Origin of the sequence: Aliigemmobacter aestuarii (assembly GCF_004799285.1) — a bacterium.
Lineage (GTDB): Bacteria > Pseudomonadota > Alphaproteobacteria > Rhodobacterales > Rhodobacteraceae > Aliigemmobacter > Aliigemmobacter aestuarii.
This window is the reverse complement of sequence record NZ_SSND01000003.1, coordinates 234,214-255,524: the sequence shown is the minus strand read 5'-3', so window position 1 is coordinate 255,524 and position 21,311 is coordinate 234,214. Positions and strand designations below refer to the sequence as shown.

19 protein-coding genes and 1 tRNA gene are annotated in these 21,311 nt (G+C 66.3%); 4 read left to right on the top strand and 16 right to left on the bottom strand.

Translation table 11 applies throughout. The annotated features are described in order from the left end of the window. Positions 1-106 precede the first annotated feature (106 nt). The 3 genes from mazG (at position 107) to E7811_RS12450 (ending at position 3,097) form a co-directional block, all read left to right on the top strand. Entirely contained in the window at positions 107-949 is an 843-nt protein-coding gene (mazG, locus tag E7811_RS12460) for a nucleoside triphosphate pyrophosphohydrolase (RefSeq protein WP_394345622.1), read from the top strand. Positions 950-1,038: 89 nt separating this feature from the next. Next, positions 1,039-2,040, top strand: a complete 1,002-nt coding sequence (locus tag E7811_RS12455; RefSeq protein WP_136394978.1) for a Fe(3+) ABC transporter substrate-binding protein — start codon at positions 1,039-1,041, stop codon at positions 2,038-2,040. A gap of 112 nt (positions 2,041-2,152) precedes the next feature. Then, on the top strand, positions 2,153-3,097 hold the full coding sequence (locus E7811_RS12450; protein ID WP_136394977.1) for a nucleoside hydrolase: 945 nt from the start codon (positions 2,153-2,155) through the stop codon (positions 3,095-3,097). Positions 3,098-3,268: 171 nt separating this feature from the next. On the opposite strand, the gene phoB is transcribed toward E7811_RS12450, so the two are convergent. The 4 genes from phoB to E7811_RS12430 all read right to left on the bottom strand — a co-directional run bounded on the left by phoB (position 3,269) and on the right by E7811_RS12430 (position 6,712). After that, positions 3,269-3,961 (bottom strand): phosphate regulon transcriptional regulator PhoB, encoded by a 693-nt coding sequence (gene phoB / locus E7811_RS12445; RefSeq protein ID WP_136394976.1) that lies wholly within the window; start codon positions 3,959-3,961, stop codon positions 3,269-3,271. 4 nt (positions 3,962-3,965) lie between these two features. Beyond that, positions 3,966-4,682: a phosphate signaling complex protein PhoU gene (phoU, locus tag E7811_RS12440; protein ID WP_136394975.1), complete on the bottom strand. Its 717-nt coding sequence runs from the start codon at positions 4,680-4,682 to the stop codon at positions 3,966-3,968. A gap of 11 nt (positions 4,683-4,693) precedes the next feature. Beyond that, a complete protein-coding gene (pstB, locus tag E7811_RS12435) occupies positions 4,694-5,491 on the bottom strand; it encodes a phosphate ABC transporter ATP-binding protein PstB (RefSeq protein ID WP_136394974.1) in 798 nt (265 codons plus the stop codon). A 177-nt stretch (positions 5,492-5,668) separates the two neighbouring features. Beyond that, positions 5,669-6,712 carry a sensor histidine kinase gene (locus tag E7811_RS12430; RefSeq protein ID WP_136394973.1) on the bottom strand — a complete coding sequence of 348 codons (1,044 nt, stop codon included), beginning with the start codon at positions 6,710-6,712 and terminating at the stop codon, positions 5,669-5,671. 195 nt (positions 6,713-6,907) lie between these two features. On the opposite strand from E7811_RS12430, the gene E7811_RS12425 reads away from it, so the two are divergent. Continuing rightward, on the top strand, positions 6,908-7,312 hold the full coding sequence (locus E7811_RS12425) for a hypothetical protein (RefSeq protein WP_136394972.1): 405 nt from the start codon (positions 6,908-6,910) through the stop codon (positions 7,310-7,312). A gap of 95 nt (positions 7,313-7,407) precedes the next feature. On the opposite strand, the gene E7811_RS12420 is transcribed toward E7811_RS12425, so the two are convergent. From E7811_RS12420 to xsc, 12 genes are all read right to left on the bottom strand, one after another. Continuing rightward, a tRNA-Val gene (locus E7811_RS12420) sits at positions 7,408-7,482 on the bottom strand. A 13-nt stretch (positions 7,483-7,495) separates the two neighbouring features. Then, positions 7,496-8,161, bottom strand: a complete 666-nt coding sequence (locus E7811_RS18235; RefSeq protein ID WP_246020418.1) for an HU family DNA-binding protein — start codon at positions 8,159-8,161, stop codon at positions 7,496-7,498. A gap of 19 nt (positions 8,162-8,180) precedes the next feature. After that, on the bottom strand, positions 8,181-10,589 hold the full coding sequence (gene lon / locus E7811_RS12405; protein WP_136394971.1) for an endopeptidase La: 2,409 nt from the start codon (positions 10,587-10,589) through the stop codon (positions 8,181-8,183). A 197-nt stretch (positions 10,590-10,786) separates the two neighbouring features. Beyond that, positions 10,787-11,356, bottom strand: a complete 570-nt coding sequence (locus E7811_RS12400) for a hypothetical protein (protein WP_136394970.1) — start codon at positions 11,354-11,356, stop codon at positions 10,787-10,789. A 140-nt stretch (positions 11,357-11,496) separates the two neighbouring features. Next, the gene (locus E7811_RS12395) at positions 11,497-11,745 is read right to left on the bottom strand and encodes a hypothetical protein (RefSeq protein ID WP_136394969.1); all 249 of its coding nucleotides are present in this window, start codon (positions 11,743-11,745) and stop codon (positions 11,497-11,499) included. Further along, the gene (gene tgt, locus E7811_RS12390; RefSeq protein WP_136394968.1) at positions 11,742-12,872 is read right to left on the bottom strand and encodes a tRNA guanosine(34) transglycosylase Tgt; all 1,131 of its coding nucleotides are present in this window, start codon (positions 12,870-12,872) and stop codon (positions 11,742-11,744) included. Before tgt ends, E7811_RS12395 begins: the two co-directional genes overlap by 4 nt. Before the next feature lie 278 nt (positions 12,873-13,150). After that, positions 13,151-14,020 carry a dimethyl sulfoxide reductase anchor subunit family protein gene (locus E7811_RS12385; protein WP_136394967.1) on the bottom strand — a complete coding sequence of 290 codons (870 nt, stop codon included), beginning with the start codon at positions 14,018-14,020 and terminating at the stop codon, positions 13,151-13,153. Further along, positions 14,020-14,754, bottom strand: a complete 735-nt coding sequence (locus tag E7811_RS12380; RefSeq protein ID WP_136394966.1) for a 4Fe-4S dicluster domain-containing protein — start codon at positions 14,752-14,754, stop codon at positions 14,020-14,022. The genes E7811_RS12385 and E7811_RS12380 overlap by 1 nt, the downstream gene beginning before the upstream one ends. Further along, entirely contained in the window at positions 14,751-17,582 is a 2,832-nt protein-coding gene (locus tag E7811_RS12375) for a molybdopterin oxidoreductase family protein (protein ID WP_136394965.1), read from the bottom strand. Before E7811_RS12375 ends, E7811_RS12380 begins: the two co-directional genes overlap by 4 nt. Beyond that, complete coding sequence (locus E7811_RS12370) at positions 17,579-18,739, bottom strand: acetate/propionate family kinase (protein ID WP_136394964.1); 1,161 nt, start codon at positions 18,737-18,739, stop codon at positions 17,579-17,581. The genes E7811_RS12375 and E7811_RS12370 overlap by 4 nt, the downstream gene beginning before the upstream one ends. Position 18,740: 1 nt before the next feature. Next, positions 18,741-19,487, bottom strand: a complete 747-nt coding sequence (locus E7811_RS12365; RefSeq protein ID WP_136394963.1) for a sulfite exporter TauE/SafE family protein — start codon at positions 19,485-19,487, stop codon at positions 18,741-18,743. Further along, on the bottom strand, positions 19,484-21,262 hold the full coding sequence (gene xsc, locus E7811_RS12360) for a sulfoacetaldehyde acetyltransferase (RefSeq protein ID WP_136394962.1): 1,779 nt from the start codon (positions 21,260-21,262) through the stop codon (positions 19,484-19,486). The genes E7811_RS12365 and xsc overlap by 4 nt, the downstream gene beginning before the upstream one ends. Between the last annotated feature and the right edge of the window lie 49 nt (positions 21,263-21,311).

The window sequence follows — 21,311 nt, the reverse complement described above, 5'->3', positions numbered from 1 at the left end:
AGAGAACCCGAAAACCGAAGGCGCCGCAATGCCCGACACATCGCCCCGCACCCAGCCGCAACCCCAGCCTGAGCCCCAGCCCTTGCGCCGCCCCCTGCGCCGCCCCCTGCCCCGCGGCGAAAGCGACGCGCTGATCGCCAACCCCGAAGGCGGGATCGAGCGGCTTCTGGAAATCATGGCGCGGCTGCGCGATCCGCAAACGGGCTGCCCCTGGGACCTGGAACAGGATTTCGCCTCCATCGCGCCCTACACGATCGAAGAGGCGCATGAGGTTGCCGATGCGATCGAACGGCAGGACTGGCGCGATCTGGAACGGGAACTGGGCGATCTGCTGTTCCAGTCGGTCTATCACGCCCAGATGGGGACAGAGGCGGGGCTTTTCACCTTCGACAGCGTGACGCGGGCAATTTCCGACAAGATGGTCGCCCGCCATCCGCATGTCTTCGGTCAGGAAAGCCGCGACAAGACCGCCGAACAGCAGACTGCAGACTGGGAACGGATCAAGGCCGCCGAACGCGGGGCCGCAGGTCCCGCGCGGGTGCTGGACGGCGTGGCCCTTGGCCTGCCCGCCCTGACACGCGCTGTGAAGTTGCAGAACCGAGCTGCCCGCGTCGGGTTCGACTGGCCGTCAACCGACGAGGTCGTGGACAAGATCGTCGAGGAGGCGCGCGAACTGGCCGAGGCGCGCAACCGCCTGACCGAGGCCGAGATCACCGAGGAATTCGGCGACCTGCTGTTCGTCATCGCGAATCTCGCCCGCCACCTGAAGATCGACCCCGAGGCCGCCCTGCGCGCGGCCAATGCCAAATTCACCCGGCGCTTCGGGCGGATCGAGGACTGGCTGGAAGAGCAAGGCCGCAGCCCCGCCGATTCCGATCTGGCCGAGATGGACGCGCTCTGGAACCGGGCCAAGCGCGAGGAGAAGGACAGCGAGGCGGAGCGGCGGTGAAATATTTTCCGATAAACTCTGTCAGGTATTGACCCGACCAAAAGAGTCATGTTTAAGGGCCGCATAATATCTGACTAACGAGGTCAACAATGAATCGCGCCCTTCTGGCTCTTGCCCTGACGTCCGTCGCCCTGCCCGCCGTCGCGGAAGAGGTGAACATCTATTCCCACCGCCAACCCGAACTGATCCAGCCGCTGCTGGATGCGTTCACCGCCGAAACCGGCATCACCACGAACGTGGCCTTCGTCGATAAGGGCATGGCCGAACGTCTGGTGGCGGAAGGCGACCGGTCGCCGGCCGATCTGGTGCTGACCGTCGACATCGCGCGCCTGACCCAGATCGTCGAGGCGGGCGTGACCCAGTCCGTGCAGTCGGACGTGCTTGAGGCCAACATCCCCGCCGACCTGCGGGATGCGAACGACCATTGGTTCGGCCTGACCTCGCGCGCCCGCATCATCTATGCGCACAAGGACCGCGTCGCCGATGGCGAAGTGACCACCTACGAAGACCTCGTGTCCGACAAGTGGAAGGGCCGCATCTGTTCGCGGTCGGGAACGAACGACTACAACGTCGCCCTTCTGTCTGCGGTCATTGCCCACAAGGGTGCCGAAGGGGCGAAAGCCTGGGCCGAGGGACTGAAGGCGAACCTTGCCCGCAAGCCCGACGGCGGCGACCGCGACCAGGTCAAGGCGATCTGGGCCGGGGAATGCGACATCGCGATCGGCAACACCTATTACATGGGCGCGATGCTGGCCTCGGAGGAACAGAAGGAATGGGCCGAGTCCGTGCGGATCGTGTTCCCGACCTTCGAGGGCGGCGGCACACACCTGAACATCTCGGGTGTGGCGATGACGAAATCCGCCCCGAACAAGGACGCCGCGCTGAAGCTGATGGAATGGCTGTCGTCGGATGCCGCCCAGAAGATCTATGCCGAAACCAACAACGAATACCCGGTGAAGCCGGGCGTCGAACGGTCGGCGCTGGTCGCCGGCTGGGGCGAATTCACGCCCGACACGGTCAGCCTGACGGATGTGGCCGGCCATCGCGGCGAGGCCCTGAAAATCATGGAAGAGATCAACTTCGACGGCTGATCGAAGCAGCCGAACAACCGGGAAAAGGGGGCCATCGGCCCCCTTTTCGCATTGCCGATTTACAATTCCCGCCCGCTGCGGTTCTCTGCGGCGCCAAGGAAGGAGCCCCCCCATGACACATCCCCGCAAGATCATCATCGACACCGACCCCGGGCAGGACGATGCCGTGGCGATCCTGCTGGCGCTGGCCAGCCCCGAAGAGATCGAGGTTCTGGGGATCACCGCCGTGGCGGGCAACGTGCCGCTGGCCCTGACCCAGAAGAACGCGCGGATCGTCTGCGAACTGGCCGGCCGGCCCCGGACGCGGGTCTTTGCAGGATGCGACCGGCCACTGGAACGGCCCTTGGTCACGGCGGAACATGTGCATGGCAAGACCGGGCTCGACGGGCCGCAGATGGCCGATCCGGTGATGCCGCTGGAGGATGCGCACGCCGTCGACTTCATCATCGACACGCTGCGGCGGGAACCGGCGCATACGGTCACGCTCTGCCCTCTGGGGCCGCTGACGAACATCGCCACCGCCTTTCTGCGCGCCCCCGACATCGTGGGGCGCGTGCAGCAGATCGTGCTGATGGGCGGGGCCTATTTCGAGGTGGGCAACATCACGCCCGCTGCCGAATTCAACATCTATGTCGACCCCCAGGCCGCCGATATCGTGTTCCGGTCGGGCGTGCCGCTGGTGGTGATGCCGCTCGACGTCACGCACAAGGCGCTGACCAACCGCAAGCGCGTGGAGGCGTTCCGCGCGCTTGCCACCGAACCGGGGCGGATGGTGGCGGAATGGACCGATTTCTTCGAACGGTTCGACATGGCGAAATACGGCAGCGAGGGCGCGCCGCTTCATGACCCCTGCGTGATCGCCTACCTGATCCGGCCCGAGCTGTTCCAGGGCCGCCACATCAACGTCGAGATCGAGACCACGTCGGAACTGACGATGGGCATGACGGTCGCGGACTGGTGGGGCGTGACCGACCGCCCGGCCAATGCGCTGTTCATGGGGACTGTGGATGCGGACGGCTTCTTTGCACTTCTGACCGAACGCATCGCCCGGCTCTGAAGGCGCAAGGGGGCGCTGCCCCCTCGCCACCTGCGGCGGCTCCCCCCCCCGGGATATTTGAACCAAAGTGAAACAACTTTGATTCAAATTGTCTTTCAACCTGGCGAAAATACCCTCGGGGGGTGAATTTGGCGCAGCCAAAGAGGGGGGCAGACAGCCCCCTTGCCTTCCCTATCCCAGGGCGTAACCGGCGCCGCGCACCGTGCGCAGCGGGTCCTCGCCGCCGTGCTGGGTCAGGGCCTTGCGCAGCCGGCCGATATGGACATCGACGGTGCGGGTTTCCACATAGATGTCGCGCCCCCAGACCCGGTCGAGCAGCGCCTCGCGCGAATAGACGCGGCCGGGGCGTTCCATGAAGGTGGCCAGGAGCCGGAATTCGGTCGGCCCCAGTTTCAGGACCTTGTCGCCGCGAAAGACCCGGTGGGTTTCGGGATCAAGCCGGATGTCGCCCCATTCCAGCACCACGCCCACCGTCGCCGGGCGCGACCGCCGCAGGTTGGCGCGGACCCGCGCCATGAGTTCGGCCACCGCATAGGGTTTGACGACGTAATCGTCGGCGCCGGTTTCAAGGCCGCGGATGCGGTCGATCTCTTCGGACCGCGCCGACAGCATGATCACCGGGATCATGCGGGTTTCGGGGCGGCTTTTCAGCCGTCGGCAGACCTCGATCCCCGAGACATTGGGCATCATCCAGTCCAGAACGATCACGTCGGGGGGCGTGTCGGCGACGATCTCCATCGCCTCTTCGCCATCGGCCGCCTGCAGGACGCGGAAGCCCTCGGCCTCGAGGTTATAAGCCAGAACCTCGCGCTGTGCGGGTTCGTCCTCGACCAGAAGGACGCTCGGCTGATCGCTGCGGCTCATCGGTTCACTCCGCCATGCCCGGCGCGAGCGAGGTCACGTCGCCCTTGGGACGCGCCTCTTCCGGCATGTCGCCGGTCACGAGGTAGATCACCTGTTCGGCCACGCCCGTGGCGTGATCGCCCATCCGTTCGATGTTCTTGGCGATGAAATGCAGATGCATGCAGGCGGTGATGTTGCGCGGGTCTTCCATCATGTGGGTCAGGAATTCGCGGAAAAGCGCGTTGTACATCTGGTCCACATCCGCGTCGCGCACCCGGATCTCGGCCGCGCGTTCCACGTCGCGGGCGACGAAGGCATCCAGCGCATCGTGCAGCATCACCTGCACCGCCCGCGCCATCCGCCGGATCGCGCCCGAGGCGCCCGCCACCGGATTGGCCTGCGAGACGATCATCGACCGCTTCGCCATGTTCTTGGCATAATCCCCGCAGCGCTCGAGGATGCCCGCGATCTTCATCACCGACAGCACCACCCGAAGGTCGCCCGCCGTGGGCGAACGCAGCGCGATGAGGCGCGCGCATTCGTGGTTGACCTGTTCTTCCAGCGCGTCGATGGCCTTGTCGCCCCGGCGCACCTTTTCGGCCAGTTCGTCGTCACGCGTATCGAGCGCGCGCGCGGCGTCGAGGATCGCATCCTCGACCAGTCCGCTCATCTTCAGGATCATCGCCTGGACCGATTCAAGGTCGCGGTCGAAGGCGGAAAGGATGTGACGTTCGCTGTGCATCGTTGCCCCCCTCAGCCGATCCGGCCGGTGATGTAGCTTTCCGTGCGCGGGTCGCGCGGGTTGGTGAAGATCTGGCTGGTATCGCCGAATTCCACCAGATGACCGAGGTGGAAGAAGGCGGTGCGCTGGCTGACGCGGGCGGCCTGCTGCATCGAATGGGTGACGATCACCACCGAAAACTGGCTGCGCAATTCGTCGATCAGTTCCTCGACCTGGGCGGTTGCGATCGGGTCGAGCGCGGAACAGGGTTCGTCCATCAGCAGGACCTCGGGCGCGGTTGCGACGGCGCGGGCGATGCAAAGGCGCTGCTGCTGGCCGCCGGAAAGGCCGGTGCCGGGCGACAAGAGGCGATCCTTCACCTCGTCCCAGAGCGCGGCGCGGCGAAGGGAGGATTCCACCACCGCGTCCAGTTCCGCCTTGTTGCGGGTCAGGCCGTGGATGCGCGGGCCATAGGCCACGTTGTCATAGATCGACTTGGGAAAGGGGTTCGGCTTCTGGAACACCATGCCGACCTTGGCGCGCAACTGCACCGGATCGACGCGGCGGTCATAGATGTCTTCGCCATCCAGCCGGATCTCGCCCGTGACGCGGGCCGAGGCGACGGTATCATTCATCCGGTTCAGGCAGCGCAGGAAGGTGGACTTGCCGCAGCCCGACGGGCCAATGAAGGCGGTCACGGTCCGGTCCAGAAGGTCGACGTTCACATCCTTCAGCGCGTGCGTGTCGCCGTAATGGACGTTCACCCCGCGCGCGATCATCTTGGCTTCTGCTGCCTGCACGGCTCTCTCCGTCAGATTCATGTCATTCATCGCCCGATCTCCTGCCGAAGGTCCGTGCCGCCGCCGGAGGGCCGCCACGGATCTGCCGCGCGCGCCCTGGCACCATCCCTTATGCAACCTGCGCAACATCTATGCGACAGCGATGTAACAGTTTGATGAAACCCGCCCGAACGCAGGTCCGGGCGACGCAGGTCCGGTCAGGGCGCGTCAGTCGACCGGCAGGATGATGGAAAACCGGCTGCCCTGTCCGCGCGTGCTGGCGATGTCGAGCCGCCCGCGGTGCCGGTGCAGGATATGCTTGACGATCGCAAGACCGAGCCCCGTGCCCCCCTTCTCGCGCGAGCGGTGCGTATCGACGCGGTAGAACCGTTCGGTCAGGCGCGGAATGTGGATCGGATCGATCCCTTCGCCCTGATCCACCACATCCACCACGATCGCCGGGCGCAAAAGCGTGGGGTCCTTGTCGACCATGCGCAGGCGGACTGATACCTCCTTGCCCGGCAGGCCGTACTTGACAGCGTTCTCGACCAGGTTCGTCAGCACCTGCAAAAGCTGTTCACCATCCCCCAGGACCGGCGGGGGGGCCGCATCGCCCTCAAGCCGGATCTCCACCCCCAACGCCTCGGCCATCGGCGCCAGCCGCTGCGTGGCCGAGGCCGCGATCTGGCGCAGGTCTACCCGTGTCGTCGGGCGCTGGCGTTCCTGCGATTCGACCCGACTCAGCGACAACAGGTCGCTCACCAGCCGGTTCATCCGGTTGGCCTCGCGTTCCATCGTGCCAAGGAAGCGTTCCCGCGCGCCGGGGTCGTCCCTTGCCGGACCGCGCAGGGTTTCGATGAAGCCGATCAGCGCGGTCAGGGGCGTGCGCAGTTCGTGGCTGACATTGGCCACGAAGTCGCGCCGCATCTGGCCGATCTGTTCCTGTTCGGACTGATCCTCGAAGGCACAGAGCGCCACGCGCCCGGTTTCCGTCAGGTTGACGGGGGTGATCGTCACGCGATGGACCGTGTCGAAGGACGCGCCGGGGATGGTGTGGCGGGCATGTCCGGCCTCGCCCTCGCGCAGCGCGGCCTCGATGCCGCCCACGATTCCGGGCTGGCGCATGGCCATGGTGAAATGGCGATCCTCGATTCCCTCGCCCAGAAGGGCCAGGGCATGCGCATTTGCGGCAATGATGCGTTCATCCTGCCCGACCGCGAGGCATGGCAGCGGCAGGCCGCGCAAAAGATTGCCGAGTTCTTCGCGTGTCATCGCCTTCCTTTCGCCCATCGGCGGGAGTTGGCCGCTGCCATGTTTTCCCGCGCAGTTTGCCTTGCATATGCCACATTCGCCTCATACCGACCATGATTGACAGGTTCGTTTCACCCCGTGGACCGATGACGCCCGAGGCAGGGTTTCCATGCCTCCGAGGCCGGGATCGGGCCACCTTGCCAAGGCTTCATGCCGATGAACATAGCGCAGCGCCAGCCAGATGCCTCGACCGTCGCGCTTTGGCCGACAGCGGATGAAACCTGCCTGATCATGGATGCCCCCGGTGCGCTTGCGCTGGTGGCCTCCCTGCCGGTGACGCCGAATGTCGTGCTGACGACGCTGTCGCTTCTGGACCAGCCGATGCTGCAAAGCGTGGCGCCCACGCGCGTGGTGATTCCCCTGATCGGCCCGCGCTTCGACGCGGTGCAGGCGCTGACGCGACTGGCCGAGCTTCGCTTTTCCGGGATCGTCTGCATCCTGACCGGCCCCCTGCCCGCGCCGGGCCTGGTGCGCGCGGAACTGGCCCATATCGCGCCGGGCATGACGGTGCACCTGATCAAGATCGATCATCGCGGCATGCCTTCTGCCGCCTGCGCCTGAGCCTGCGCCCGAACCTGAGCCTGAACCTGCAGCCCATCTGAGCCGCCCGGAATGCGAAAACGCCGCGCGGTCGCCCCGCGCGGCGTTTCGTATGATGGTGGGCGATAACGGATTTGAACCGCTGACATCTTCGATGTGAACGAAGCGCTCTACCGCTGAGCTAATCGCCCGATGCGGGGGTGTTTAGCCCTCCTCGCCGCCCTCTGCAAGCCCCTCTTTTGCCGGTTTTTCACCTGCCGTTTTCACGCCGGGGCGGTTCAGCTTGACGATCAGAACCTCGCCGCCATTTCGTTCGTTTTGCCGGTTCACGCGGGCCTTGCCCAAGGGCGGCAGGTTCAGTTCCTCTCCTCGTGACAAGGCGGCGCCGATCTCGGCCAGCGTTGCCTCGACAATCTCTTTCACCCCCTTCTTCTTGGCGCCGGTCGCCGTGATCACCCGGTCGACCAGCGGCCGCAGTTTCAGCGCGACTTTCACCGTTCCGGCCTTTTCCGAAGCCGTGGCCGCGGTATCGGCCATCCCGCCAGAGGCCACAGATTCGGCGGTGGCAGCGCTTGTTGCCTCGGCAGCGGGCTTGGGGACGGCCGCGGGCTTTGCGGCGCGCGTTGCTGCGGGCTTTGCGGCGGTGGCGGTCTTGGCGGTGGTGGACTTTGTAGTGGGGGTCTTTGCGGAGACGGTCTTTGCGGAGGCGGAGGAAGAAGCCTTGGTCGCGGCCATGATCGGAACTGTCCCGTTCTTGTTACCTTTATTCGGCCAATGATAGGGCAGTGTTTTCAATATGGAAACAATTTCGGCGCCCACGCCTTCGCCGGAAGTGAAAAACCCGGCGATTCCGCCGGGTTTTCCTGTCATCGGTGCACCACTTGCGCGGTCAGTGCGCGGTGGCGGCCGCTCCTTCGCCGGGGGACGCCTTGCGGGCGGCGGCGGCGGCTTCCTCGGCGGCCTCGTCCCATTCCACGGGTTCGGGCTTGCGCACCAGCGCGTGCCCCAGAACCTCGCGTACATGGCTGACCGGGATGATGGTCAGGCCTTCCTTCACGTTCGCCGGGATTTCGGGCAGGTCCTTGGCGTTCTCCTCGGGGATCAGCACCGTCTTGATCCCGCCGCGAAGCGCCGCCAGCAGCTTTTCCTTCAATCCCCCGATCGCCAGCACATTGCCGCGCAGCGTGACCTCGCCGGTCATCGCCACGTCCTTGCGCACCGGGATGCCGGTCAGGACGGACACGATGGATGTCACCATCGCGATCCCTGCGGACGGCCCGTCCTTGGGCGTGGCGCCTTCGGGAACGTGCACGTGGATGTCGATCGTTTCGAACTTGGGCGGCTTCACCCCCAGTTCCGGGCTGACCGACCGCACGAAGCTGGATGCCGCGTCGATCGATTCCTTCATCACCTCGCCCAGCTTGCCGGTCGTCTTCATCCGGCCCTTGCCGGGCAGCTTGAGCGCCTCGATCTGCAGCAGGTCACCACCGACCGACGTCCAGGCGAGGCCCGTCACGACGCCCACCTGATCCTCTTTCTCGGCCAGACCATAGCGGAAGCGCTGAACGCCCAGATACTCCTCGGCCTTCTCGGGCGTGACCTCGACGCGCTTGGCCTTGCCCTTCAGGATCTCGGTCACGGCCTTCCGCGCGAGCTTCGCGATTTCGCGTTCGAGGTTCCGCACCCCTGCCTCGCGCGTGTAGTAGCGGATGACATGGGTCAGCGCCTCGTCAGCGACAGAGAATTCGCCCTTCTTCAGGCCGTTCGCCTTGATCTGCTTGGGCAGAAGATGCTGGCGCGCGATCTCGCGCTTTTCATCCTCGGTGTAGCCCGCAAGGCTGATGATCTCCATCCGGTCCAGAAGCGGGCCCGGCATGTTGTAGCTGTTGGCCGTGGTCAGGAACATCACGTTCGACAGGTCGTATTCCACCTCAAGGTAGTGGTCGACGAAGGTCGCGTTCTGTTCCGGGTCCAGCACCTCGAGCATGGCCGAGGCCGGGTCGCCCCGGAAGTCCTGGCCCATCTTGTCGATCTCATCCAGCAGGATCAGCGGATTGGTGGTCTTGGCCTTTTTCAGGGCCTGGATGATCTTGCCCGGCATCGACCCGATGTAGGTGCGCCGGTGGCCGCGGATTTCGGATTCATCGCGCACGCCGCCCAGGCTGATGCGGATGAACTCTCGCCCCGTCGCCTTGGCCACCGAACGACCGAGCGAGGTCTTGCCCACGCCCGGAGGCCCGACAAGGCACAGGATCGGGCCCTTCAGCTTGGTCGAACGCGCCTGCACGGCCAGGTATTCGACGATGCGCTCCTTGACCTTTTCCAGACCGAAGTGATCGGCGTCCAGCACCTTCTGCGCCGCGCCCAGATCCTTCTTGGTGCGCGACTTGACACCCCAGGGCACGCCCAGAAGCCAGTCCAGATAGTTGCGCACGACGGTCGCCTCGGCGCTCATCGGGCTCATCGACTTCAGCTTTTTCAGTTCCGCTTCGGCCTTTTCGCGGGCCTCCTTGGAAAGCTGGGTCCTGCCGATCCGCTCTTCCAGTTCGTTGATCTCGTTCTGGCCGTCCTCGCCGTCGCCGAGTTCCTTCTGAATGGCCTTCATCTGCTCGTTCAGATAGTACTCGCGCTGCGTGCGCTCCATCTGGCTTTTGACGCGGGACTTGATCTTCTTTTCCACCTGCAGGACGCTCATCTCGCCCTGCATGTGGCCATAAACCTTTTCAAGCCGGTCGCCGACGTCGAGCGTTTCCAGAAGCTCCTGCTTCTGGCCGACCTGGATGCCCAGATGGCCCGAAACCAGATCGGCAAGACGTGCGGGTTCGCGCGTGTCAGACACGGCGGCCAGCGCCTCTTCGGGGATGTTCTTCTTGATCTTGGCGTAGCGTTCGAATTCCTCGGCCACGGCACGCACAAGGGCCGCAACCGCCGCCGGATCGCCGGGCGTTTCCTCCAGCGCCGAGGCGCGCGCCTCGAAATGCGACTCGTTCGGCAGGAACTCGGTGATCTTCACGCGGGTCTTGCCCTCGACCAGCACCTTCACGGTGCCATCGGGCAGCTTCAAGAGCTGCAGAACATTGGCCAGCACGCCGACGCGGTAGATGCCGTCGGCGGTCGGTTCGTCCGCCGAAGGGTCGATCTGGCTGGACAGAAGGATCTGGCGGTCGTCCGCCATGACTTCTTCCAGCGCCCGCACCGATTTTTCACGCCCCACGAAAAGCGGCACGATCATGTGCGGGAAAACCACGATATCGCGCAGCGGCAACACCGGGTAGCTGGGGGAGAGATGTTCGTTCATCATGTGTCCTTGTCTCGGCAGGAAGGCACCGGCCCCGTCATGTGGCGACCCCGGCCTTCCCCTGTTCGGATACCTTATCTGGGGTGCCGAAGGGGCGGTGTCAACCAAGGGACGTGTCCGGCGGCCGGCCGACTCCCTCCCATTCCAGCATGCTGCGCCTCTGGCCACAAAAGGGCAAGACCGTTCGGACAGCAGGGTTAGCGCGTGAAGGTCAGAATGCGCCGTGCGGTGCCCTGCCCGCCATTCAGCCGGCCAATTGTCACCCCGTAAAGCGCGTTCGCATCGACGACGAACAAGAGCAGGTCAAACTCGACCCGGCCTTCGGTCTCGGTGAAGCTGCCGGTGGCGCGCAGGCGCGGCAAGGTATTGGCATCTTCGCATCCCGTCAGCAGCGCCAGATCCTCGTCATCCGGGAAATCGGCGGCGTTGACGGGCACCTCTGGGCCGGGGGTAAAGTTCCATCGCTGGCCCGGATCGGCCCAGTCCAGAGGGTAATCGCCGCCGATCATGTCGGACGAAATGGTCAGTGCCCCGTCCGCCTGATGCGTGATCCCCGCCGTGCTGGCCGGACCGGGCGGCAGGGGGATCACCCGCCCCGCCATTTCCAATGTGCCGACACGGCTGTTCACCTGCCAGAAGCCATCCAGCATCGGGGCCACCTCGGCCACCCAATGGTCGGGCGAAAGGGTGCAGTTGGCAGGCTCCTGCGCCGTGGCCGCAAGCGGAAGGGCGAAAAGGGCGGCGGTCAAAAGGGCTTGTCTGATCATGGGGGGGATGGTGTGAACGACGGCACCATGTGTCAAGACCGATCAAGGGGGCAGCAGCACGTCTGGCCCGATCTCGTGGTGTAAGGGCAGGATGTCTGCCCCCAAGGAAACCGGACAGGCAGACCGTTGCTTGCCCTTGCTTATCGAAACGACCGAACCGCCAAGCTGGCGATAAAGACCCACCAACGGGACGGTGGTCTGCTGTGCACGCGGCCCGTGGCACGCTGGCGAAACCGCAGGACTGTGTCGGGAAGGATGCCCCAAGGGGCGGCACCGGTCTTGCCCGGCAAGCGGCTTTGGCGCACGATCCGGCGCAGGACAAAACCGCCTTGCGGCCCCTCCAGATCGGCCACGCCAAGCGCGTATTGATCTTTCAGCGCGATGTTCAAAGCGGCTCGATATCGCCCTCGGCCCGTTGCGCATGGAATTCGGCCACGAAAACGGCCAGCCGACCGCCCGCGATGGCATCGCGCAGGCCCTGCATCAACTCTTGATAGTAATGCAGGTTGTGCCAGGTCAGCAGCATCGATCCGATGATCTCGTCCGCGCGCACGACATGGTGCAGGTAGGCGCGCGAATATCCCCGGCAGGCCGGGCAAGTGCAGGCCTCGTCCAGCGGGCGCGGGTCGTCCTTGTGACGGGCGTTCTTCAGGTTGACCGAACCGCGCCGCGTCCAGGCCTGCCCCGTGCGCCCCGACCGCGAAGGCAGCACGCAATCCATCATGTCGATGCCGCGTTCCACCGCGCCCACGATGTCATCGGGCTTGCCCACCCCCATCAGGTAACGCGGCTTGTCTTGCGGAAGGAAACACGGCGCATAGTCGAGAACGGAAAACATCGCCTCCTGCCCCTCGCCCACGGCGAGGCCACCCACGGCATAGCCGTCAAAGCCGATGGATTTAAGCGCCGCCGCACTTTCTTCGCGCAGATCGCGCGTCACGCCGCCCTGCATGATCCCGAACAGCGCGTGCCCCGGCCGGTCGCCGAAGGCATCGCGCGACCGCTGTGCCCACCGCATAGACAGGCGCATGGATTTCGCCACCTCCGCCTCGGTCGCGGGCAGCGCGGGGCATTCATCGAAACACATCACGATGTCCGAGCCCAGAAGGCGCTGGATCTCCATGCTGCGTTCGGGGGTCAGCATGTGTTTCGACCCGTCGATATGCGAGGAAAAGCGCACGCCTTCCTCGGTCAGCTTGCGAAGGGGGCCAAGGCTCATCACCTGAAACCCGCCCGAGTCGGTCAAGATCGGGCGGTCCCAGTTCATGAACTTGTGCAGCCCACCCAGGGCGGCGACCCGTTCGGCCGTGGGCCTGAGCATCAGGTGATAGGTGTTCCCCAGCAGGATATCGGCCCCCGTCGCGCGCACCGATTCCGGCAGCATCGCCTTCACGGTCCCGGCCGTGCCCACCGGCATGAAGGCGGGCGTGCGGATCTCGCCCCGGGGGGTGTGGATCACGCCGGTGCGCGCCGCCCCGTCGGTTGCGTTCAGTGTAAAGCCAAAGCCGGTGGCCATCGGGTCGCCCTCATGCTGGAACCGCGCGGGTCTAGCCGATCGCGGGGGGGGATGAAAAGGGGGCGCGAGTGGCCTTTCCAGGCCGAGGCAGCGGAGGGCCGCGGACTGCCGCGCCAAGGCCCGTGGTCCGCACTTTATCGGGCCACATCCGCGTGCCCTCACTCCGCGCGCCTACGGCACCAGAGCGGCTGGCCGTCGGGGCGGCCAGCCGCTGCCGGGGGCGCTGCGCGCTGTTAACCCCGGCAGGGCGCGGGTTCAGTCGGCCATCCCCTGCCCCCCTACCGCCGACCGTAGAAAAGACCCACCACATGCTCGGCCTCGGCAAAGAACAGCCAGCGCTGCGCCGCCGCCCCGATCAGGTGGACGGGCGCGGCCAGAAGCGGCCCCCAGATCCCTGGAAGCACGACCATGAGCAGCGCGGGCACGACGCCCGCACAGACCACCGCCATCATCCGCAGCTTCCGTGCATGGCGGCGGCCCACCACATGGATCATCTCGCGCGTCAGGTAGTTGTCGCCGGTATGCGGCGCCTCGAAGACCGAGACCCTCCCGCGCAAGAGGCCCGTCGCCGTGCCCATCGTCGACCCGGCGGCGGCAAAGCGGGTATCGCCGATGCGCCAGCCGATCACCAGAAGTCCCGCCAGAGCTAGGCACAGAAGCGCGGCCCATGCCCCCTGCCCCGACAGGATCGCGCCGCCCGTGGCCATGAAGGCAAGGAAGGTCGCCGGTGTGATCCAGTGGTTCCAGCGTGGCACCGCGCGCAACTGGGCATAGATCATCGCCGTCGAAAACACCGTCGCCACCGCCAGCCCCGCCCCGATCCAGCCGATCATGCGCGGCCAGCCAAGGCCCAGCCAGTCCGACAGCGCGACCGGCGCCAGCGCCAGCAGCGCAATGACCGCCCCCCAGGCCTCGCGGCTGAGCCAGCTTGACCGCCATTGCGTGAAGGCCCGCCAGGCCCGCTCCGGCCGTCCAAGGTGGAAGGCCGATGCCATCAGCCCCGCAACCGCAAGGCCATACCCCAGCCCCCAGAGCCATAAGGCGGCCCAGCCGGAGGGCAGCACCAGCCCCAGACCAAGCGCGACCAGAAGGCCGAAGCCCGCGCCGGACAGGACCGTGAACAGGATGACCGAGGGGGCGGGATGCATCAGAACCGCCCCAGCATCCGGTCAAGCCAACCGGCCAGCCCGGTGGCCTGCACGTCAAGAAGCGGCTCCAGCAGGCTTGCGGGCGCGCGATCCTTGCCGCGCGGAGGCAGGTACTTGTTGGCTGGTCTGGTGCCCTGTTCGGGCATCAGGTCGATCCCGCCGCGTTCGGCGACCAGCCGCGAGACGGCGCTTGCGGGGTCCGACAGATCGCCGAAATGCCGCGCCCCCGTGGGACAGGTTCGCACGCAGGCCGGTTCGCGGTCTTCCTCGGGCAGGTTCTCGTTATAGATCCGGTCGACACACAGCGTGCATTTCTTCATCACGCCCGCGCCCATGTCCAGCTCGCGCGCGCCATAGGGGCAGGCCCAGGCACAAAGTCCGCAGCCTATGCAGGCGTCCTCGTTCACCAGAACGATCCCGTCCTCGGTCCGCTTGTAGCTGGCGCCCGTAGGGCAGACGGTGACGCAGGGGGCATCCGCGCAATGCAGGCAGGATCGCGGAAAGTTCACGATCATCGGCACTTCGCCGGGCGGTTCCACCTGATAGCTGTGAACGCGGTTGAGGAACGTGCCCGACGGGTCCGCGCCATAAGGGTCCTGATCCGAGAGCGGCACGCCATAACCCTGATCGTTCCACCCCTTGCAGGCGGTCACACAGGCATGGCAGCCCACGCAGGTATCCAGATCGATCACCAGCCCCAGCTGACGATCCACCTTGCCAGGAAGACAGGTCATGCCCCACCCTCCGCGCCGAATTTTCGCAGAAAATTCAGCTTGTCGAGTTTTCGGCGAAAACTCGACTCCCGGCCGCCGCCGGCGCGCGGGATGTCCGGGATGGGGGCGAATGCGGGCTGCGCCTCGGCGGGCGGGGGCGCCTTCTCGATCCGCACGCGCAGGTCGAACCAGGCCGCCTGCCCGGTGACCGGGTCGGCATTGGCGCGCCGCAGGCCGTCGCCCCGGTCGGGCAGAAGCTCGGAAATCAGGTGGTTCAGCAGGAAACCCTTCGTCGCCTCTGGTGCCTCTGGATCCAGTGCCCAGGTCCCCTTGCGCTTGCCGATCGCGTTCCAGGTCCAGACGGTGTTCTCGTTCAGCGCCGCCATATGCGCGACCGGAACCACGATCTCGCCGTTGGGCGAACTGACGCGGGCCCAGTCCCCGTCCTCGAACCCCTGCTCGCGCCAGACCCTTGTCGGCACGTAAAGCGGATTTCGGCCGTGGATCTGGCGCAGCCAGGCGTTCTGGCTGCCCCAGCTGTGATACATCGCCATCGGGCGCTGCGTCAGCGCGTGCAACGGATAGCTCTCGGCCGCCTCGTCGCCGTAGGGCGGATACCACAGGGGCAGCGGGTCCATCGCCTGCCTCAGGCGGTCGCGCAGATGGTCGGGCGGCTGCACCGGCCCCTGCCCTTCGGCGGCGGCCTGAAACCGGCGCATCGGTTCGGACCAGAGTTCGATCAGATAGGGGGCGGGGCCGTCCAGAAGGCCGGTGGCCACCGCCCAATCCTGATAGGCGGCGTTCCAGGGTTTGAAGAAGGCGGCCTCGGCCGGGATGTGGATCTGGTGAAATCCGCCGTTCGCGATGTAGCGCGCAAGCTGGTCCGGGTTCGGGTCGCCGCGCCCCTCGCCGCTGCCATCCGCCCCACGCCAGCCCGCAAGTGGCCCGATCCCCGGTTTCCGCTGATGCCGCACGATGTAATCGGCGTAATCGCGATAGGCGGGCCGTCCGTCGGGGGTGACCATCCCCGGCAGGCCAAGCCGCGCACCCAGGTCCAGCAGCACCGACTGGAAGCCGCGCACGTCGCGGTCGGGTTCCACCACCGGCCAGCGGATCGCATCGCCCGCCGCGTCGGGTTCGGAAATCGGACGGTCCAGCAGGCTGATGCAGTCGTGGCGTTCCAGATAGGTCGTGTCGGGCAGGATCAGATCGGCATAGGCGACCATCTCGGACGCATAGGCATCGGAATAGATGATCCGCGGGATGGTGTATTCGCCGTCCGCGCCTGTCGCGGTCAGCATCCCGATCACCTCGCGCGTGTTCATCGAGGAATTCCACGCCATGTTCGCCATGTAGAGAAACAGCGTGTCGATCCGGTAGGGATCGCCCGCATGGGCATTGGGGATGACCATCTGCATCAACCCATGCGCCGAGAACGGGTTTTCCCAGGTAAAGCCCTTGTCGATCCGCAGCGGATTGCCCTGATCGTCAAGGCACAGGTCCTCGGGGCCGCGGACATAGCCCAGGTGGGGGCCGGGCAGCGGCTGGCCGGGTGTGGCCCTGGCATGGGGTTTGGGATGGGCTGCGACGGGCTTCGGGTAAGGCGGCTTCAGCCGGTAGCCGCCGGGGGTTTCGACCGCGCCGAGGATCGCCTGCAACAGATGCAGCGCCCGCGCGGTCTGGAAGCCGTTGGAATGGGCGGATATCCCGCGCATCGCGTGAAAGCTGATCGGGCGGCCGCGCATGACACTGTGCCTCTCGCCGCGGAAATCGACCCAGTCCTGCGCGATCTCGACCGGCTGGTCGAAGGCCGCCCCGATCTCGGCGGCCAGCGCGCGGATGCGCGCGGCGGGCAGGCCGACGCGGTCGGCCACGCCCTCGGGGGCAAATTCGGGCGACAGGTACCGCGCCGCCATGTGGTGAAAGACGGTGCGCGCGCCCTGCCATTCGGCACCAAGGTCGGGGCGGACCCCGGCCCGGTCCCAGGGCGCGGGCTTTCCGGTGGCGCGGTCGATCACGATGGGCTTGCCTGCGTCGTCGCGCATCAGCATGCCGTCCGCCCCCACCAGGCAGGGCGCGTTCGTCCAGCGCGCAAGGTAATCGAGGTCGATCCTGCCGGCTTCCATCAGGCAATGAACCAGCGACAGGATCAGCAACCCGTCGGTTCCCGGCGTGATCCCGTACCAGTCATCGGCCACGGCATTGTAGCCTGACCGGACCGGGTTCACCCCCACCACCCGCGCGCCGCGCGCCTTGAGCTTGCCGATCCCGATCTTGATCGGGTTCGAATCGTGATCCTCGGCCACGCCGAACAGGATGAACAGCTTGGTACGCGCCCAGTCGGGCTGGCCGAATTCCCAGAAGGCCCCGCCGATGGTATAGATCCCGCCCGCCGCCATGTTGACAGAACAGAACCCGCCATGGGCGGCATAGTTGGGCGTGCCGAACATCTGCGCCCACCATGCGGTCAGGCTCTGGCTCTGGTCGCGCCCGGTGAAGAAGGCGAGCTTCTGTGGCGCCGTCTCGCGCAGCGGCCGGAGCCAGTCCACCGCCGTCTGCAGCGCCTCCTCCCAGGTGATTTCCTCGAAGGCACCCGATCCGCGCGGCCCGACCCGGCGCAGGGGCGCACGCAGGCGGCTTGGCGCCGTGACCTGCATGATGCCCGACGCCCCCTTGGCACAAAGCACCCCCTTGTTGATCGGGTGGTCGCGGTTGCCCTCGATATAGCTGACGCGCCCATCCTTCAGATGCACGTTGATCCCGCAGCGGCAGGCGCACATGTAGCAGGTGGTCTTTCGCACCTCGTCCGACACGGGCGGCGAGGTGTTCAGCCGGGGCTGTTCGGTCATGCGTCTCCCTCCGCCCGGCCCGGACCCTTGCGGATCAGGCCAAGCGCCTCTTGCGCAATCTGCCGTTCCTCCTGGGCCGGAACTATCCAGACGGCGACAGAAGATGTCGCGGAATGGATCGCGGACGCGCCAAGGGCGTTTGCCTCGGGGTCAAGTTCCGCACCGGTAAAGGCCAGATGGCCGATGATCGCGCGGCGCGCGTCGGCATCGTTCTCGCCGATCCCGCCAGTGAAGGCGATGGCATCGAGACCCGCCATTGCGGCCATCAGGCTGGCGCCGTGGCGCGCGGCCCAATAGCAGAAATGGTCGATGGCGAAGGCCGCTTCGGCTGTGCCAGCGGCCTTCAACGCGCGCATGTCGGACTGACCGCCGAGCGCCTTCAACCCGCTTTCCCGGTTCAGGATGCGCGCCGCCCCGTCGATCCCGTGATCTTCGGCCATTTTCAGCACCGCGTTGCCGTCGATGTCGCCCGTTCGGGTGCCCATCACCAGCCCCGCAAGGGGCGAGTACCCCATGGTCGAGGCGACCGAGCGGCCGTCGAGGATCGCGGTCGCCGAGGCGCCATTGCCCAGATGAAAGGCCAGAAGCCGCCGCGGCAGCGGCGCCTCGGCCAGCATCGGCAGATGGGCGACCAGGCTTGCATAGCTCAGCCCGTGAAAACCATATCGGCGCAGGCCCCGCGCCTCTTCCGCCGCCGGCAGCGCATAGCGATGTGCGACGGGCGGGATCGTCGCGTGAAAGGCCGTGTCGAAACTGGCGTATTGCGGCAGCGCGGGCACGATCGCCTGCAAAGCGCGGATGCCGGCAAGGTTTGCCGGGTTGTGCAGGGGGGCGATGGGGATGCAGGCCTCGATCCGGGCGATCAGATCGGGCGTCACCCGTTCGGGCGCTACCAGCGCCGCCCCGCCATGCACGATCCGGTGCGCGGCCGCCGTCAGGCTTTCGGGCGCGATGCCTTGCCCTGCCAGCGCCTGAAGGATCGCGGCCATCGCCGCGTGATGATCGGGCGCGGCACAGGGCACCGCCGCGCCCCCCGCGCGGATCGTGGCTTTGCCCCCGATCTCGGCCACCGAGACCGAGGCAAGCGCGGAAAGCCCTTCGTCGAAGACCATCGCCTTAATCGAGGACGACCCTGCATTGACCACCAGTATCCGCATCTCAGATCACCGACTTGACCAATCCCAGCACCGAAAGGCTGATCAGCAGCAGGATCGCGAAGCGGCGGAAGTCGCGCGGTTCGGACCGGTGGAAATGTCGGCTGCCAAGCCAGATGCCCACGATCAGGATAGGCATCGACAGCGCCGTGGCAACCAGCGTGTCGCTTCCGATCATGCCCGCGGCCCACATCAACGGCACCGACCACAGGTCAAGCAGCGTGAAATAGGCGATCACCGTCGCGCGGAAGGTGGCCGCGGCGATCGGCTGGGCGGCAAAGAACACGGCGACGGGCAGCCCCCCCACGGCCGCGCCGTTGGCGATGCCCGACAGCACCCCCACCGCGACATGCCCGCCGTCACCCACATGCCCCCGGAACCGCCAGCCCCGCCACAGCAGCAGCGACATCCCGAGCACGAAGGCCGAGATCACGGCACGCGCCGGATCGACCCCCATCCCCGACAGCGCCCAGACCCCGACGGGCACACCCACCAGAGCGCCCAGAAACAGCGTGACCGCGCGCCGCTTGTCCACATGGCGCCAGATGCCGGGCAGTTGCTGCGCCGTCATCAGGATATCGGCGATCAGCACCACCGGCACGAAATGCAGCGGGTTGGTGACAAGCGCGGCCGAAGTGACGACCAGCGCCGCAAAGCCAAAGCCGGAATAGCCCCTGACCCAGGCCGCCCCGAACAGCGCCACCGCCATGAAGGCGGCGGCCCCCGGCGACAGATCGAAGGGAAGGCTCATGCCGGCTGTTGCGTCTGCATGTCCTCGCGGCGGATGCCCGCCACCTCGACCGGCTTCTTCATCGCGTCGCGGCGGAAGGGTTCGCCCAGTTCCTGGTTGATCATCGCCTCGATCAGGGTGGTCTTGCCGTGGGTCATCTGATCGTCGATGGCCTTTTTCAGCGCCTCGCGCAGTTCGTCCATCGTGCGGGCCACCACGCCCTGCAACCCGCAGGCCCGCGCGATGCCCGCATAGGACACCTGCGTATCCAGTTCGGTGCCCACGAAATTGTCGTCATACCAGAGCGTCGAATTGCGCTTTTCCGCGCCCCACTGGTAGTTGCGGAACACCACCTGCGTGATTGCGGGCCATTCCGGGCGGCCGATGGCTGTCAGTTCCGTCACTGCGATGCCAAAGGCCCCGTCGCCGGAAAAGCCTACGACCGGCACGTCGGGGCAGCCGATCTTGGCCCCCACCACCGAGGGCAGGCCATAGCCACAGGGGCCGAAAAGGCCCGGCGCCAGGTATTTCCGTCCCGCCTCGAAGGTCGGATAGGCATTGCCGATGGCGCAGTTGTTGCCGATGTCGCTGCTGATGATCGCCTCGCGCGGCAGCGCGTCCTGGATCGCGCGCCAGGCCATGCGCGGGCTCATCCAGTCGGGCTTGGCGGCGCGGGCGCGCTGGTTCCAGGTGGTGCCGGGATCGTCGTCCTCGTGGTCCATCGAGGCCAGCGCCTGCGCCCAGGCGGATTTCTTCTGCGCGATCAGCGCGCGGCGTTCGGCGCGGCCCGCATCGCCCGCCGTCTTCGACAGCCGGGAAAGGATGCCTTCGGCCACCTTCCTGGCGTCCCCGACGATGCCGACCGATACCTTCTTCGTCAGCCCGATCCGGGCGGGGTTGATATCGACCTGGATGATCGCGGCCTCTTTCGGCCAGTAATCCAGCCCGTATCCCGGCAGGGTCGAGAACGGGTTGAGCCGGGTTCCAAGCGCCAGAACCACATCGGCCTGCGCGATCAGTTCCATCGCCGCCTTCGATCCGTTGTAGCCAAGCGGCCCGGCGAACAGCGGATGCGAGCCGGGGAAGGCGTCGTTGTGCTGATAGCCCACGCAGACCGGCGCATCCAGCCGTTCGGCCAGCCGCATCGAGGCCGGGATCGCGCCCCCCAGCACCACGCCCGCCCCGTTCAGCACGACCGGGAACTTCGCCCCGGACAGAAGCCGCGCCGCCTCGTCCAGCGCGGCGCTGCCACCGTCGGGCCGCTCGAATTCGACGATCCGGGGCAGCTCGATGTCGACGACCTGGGTGAACATGTCGCGCGGCACGTTGATCTGCGCGGGGGCACTGGCGCGGCGGGCGTTCATGATCACGCGGTTCAGCACCTCGGCGATGCGCGAGGGGTCGCGCACCTCTTCCTGATAGGCGACCATGTCCTTGAACAGCGCCATCTGTTCCACTTCCTGGAACCCGCCCTGCCCGATCGTCTTGTTCGCGGCCTGGGGCGTCACCAGAAGAAGCGGCGTGTGGTTCCAGTAGGCGGTTTTGACCGCGGTCACGAAATTGGTGATGCCGGGGCCGTTCTGGGCGATCATCATCGCCATCTTGCCGGTGGCGCGGCTGTAGCCATCGGCCATCATTCCGCCCGAACCTTCATGCGCGCAGTCCCAGAAGGTGATGCCCGCCTTGGGAAACAGGTCGGAAATCGGCATGAAGGCCGATCCGATGATGCCGAACACATGTTCGATCCCGTGCATCTGCAGCGTTTTGACGAAGGCCTCTTCGGTCGTCATCTTCATCGGCGTCTCTCCCTGATCCCTGTCGGCCGCTAGGGGCCTTTCGGGCAAT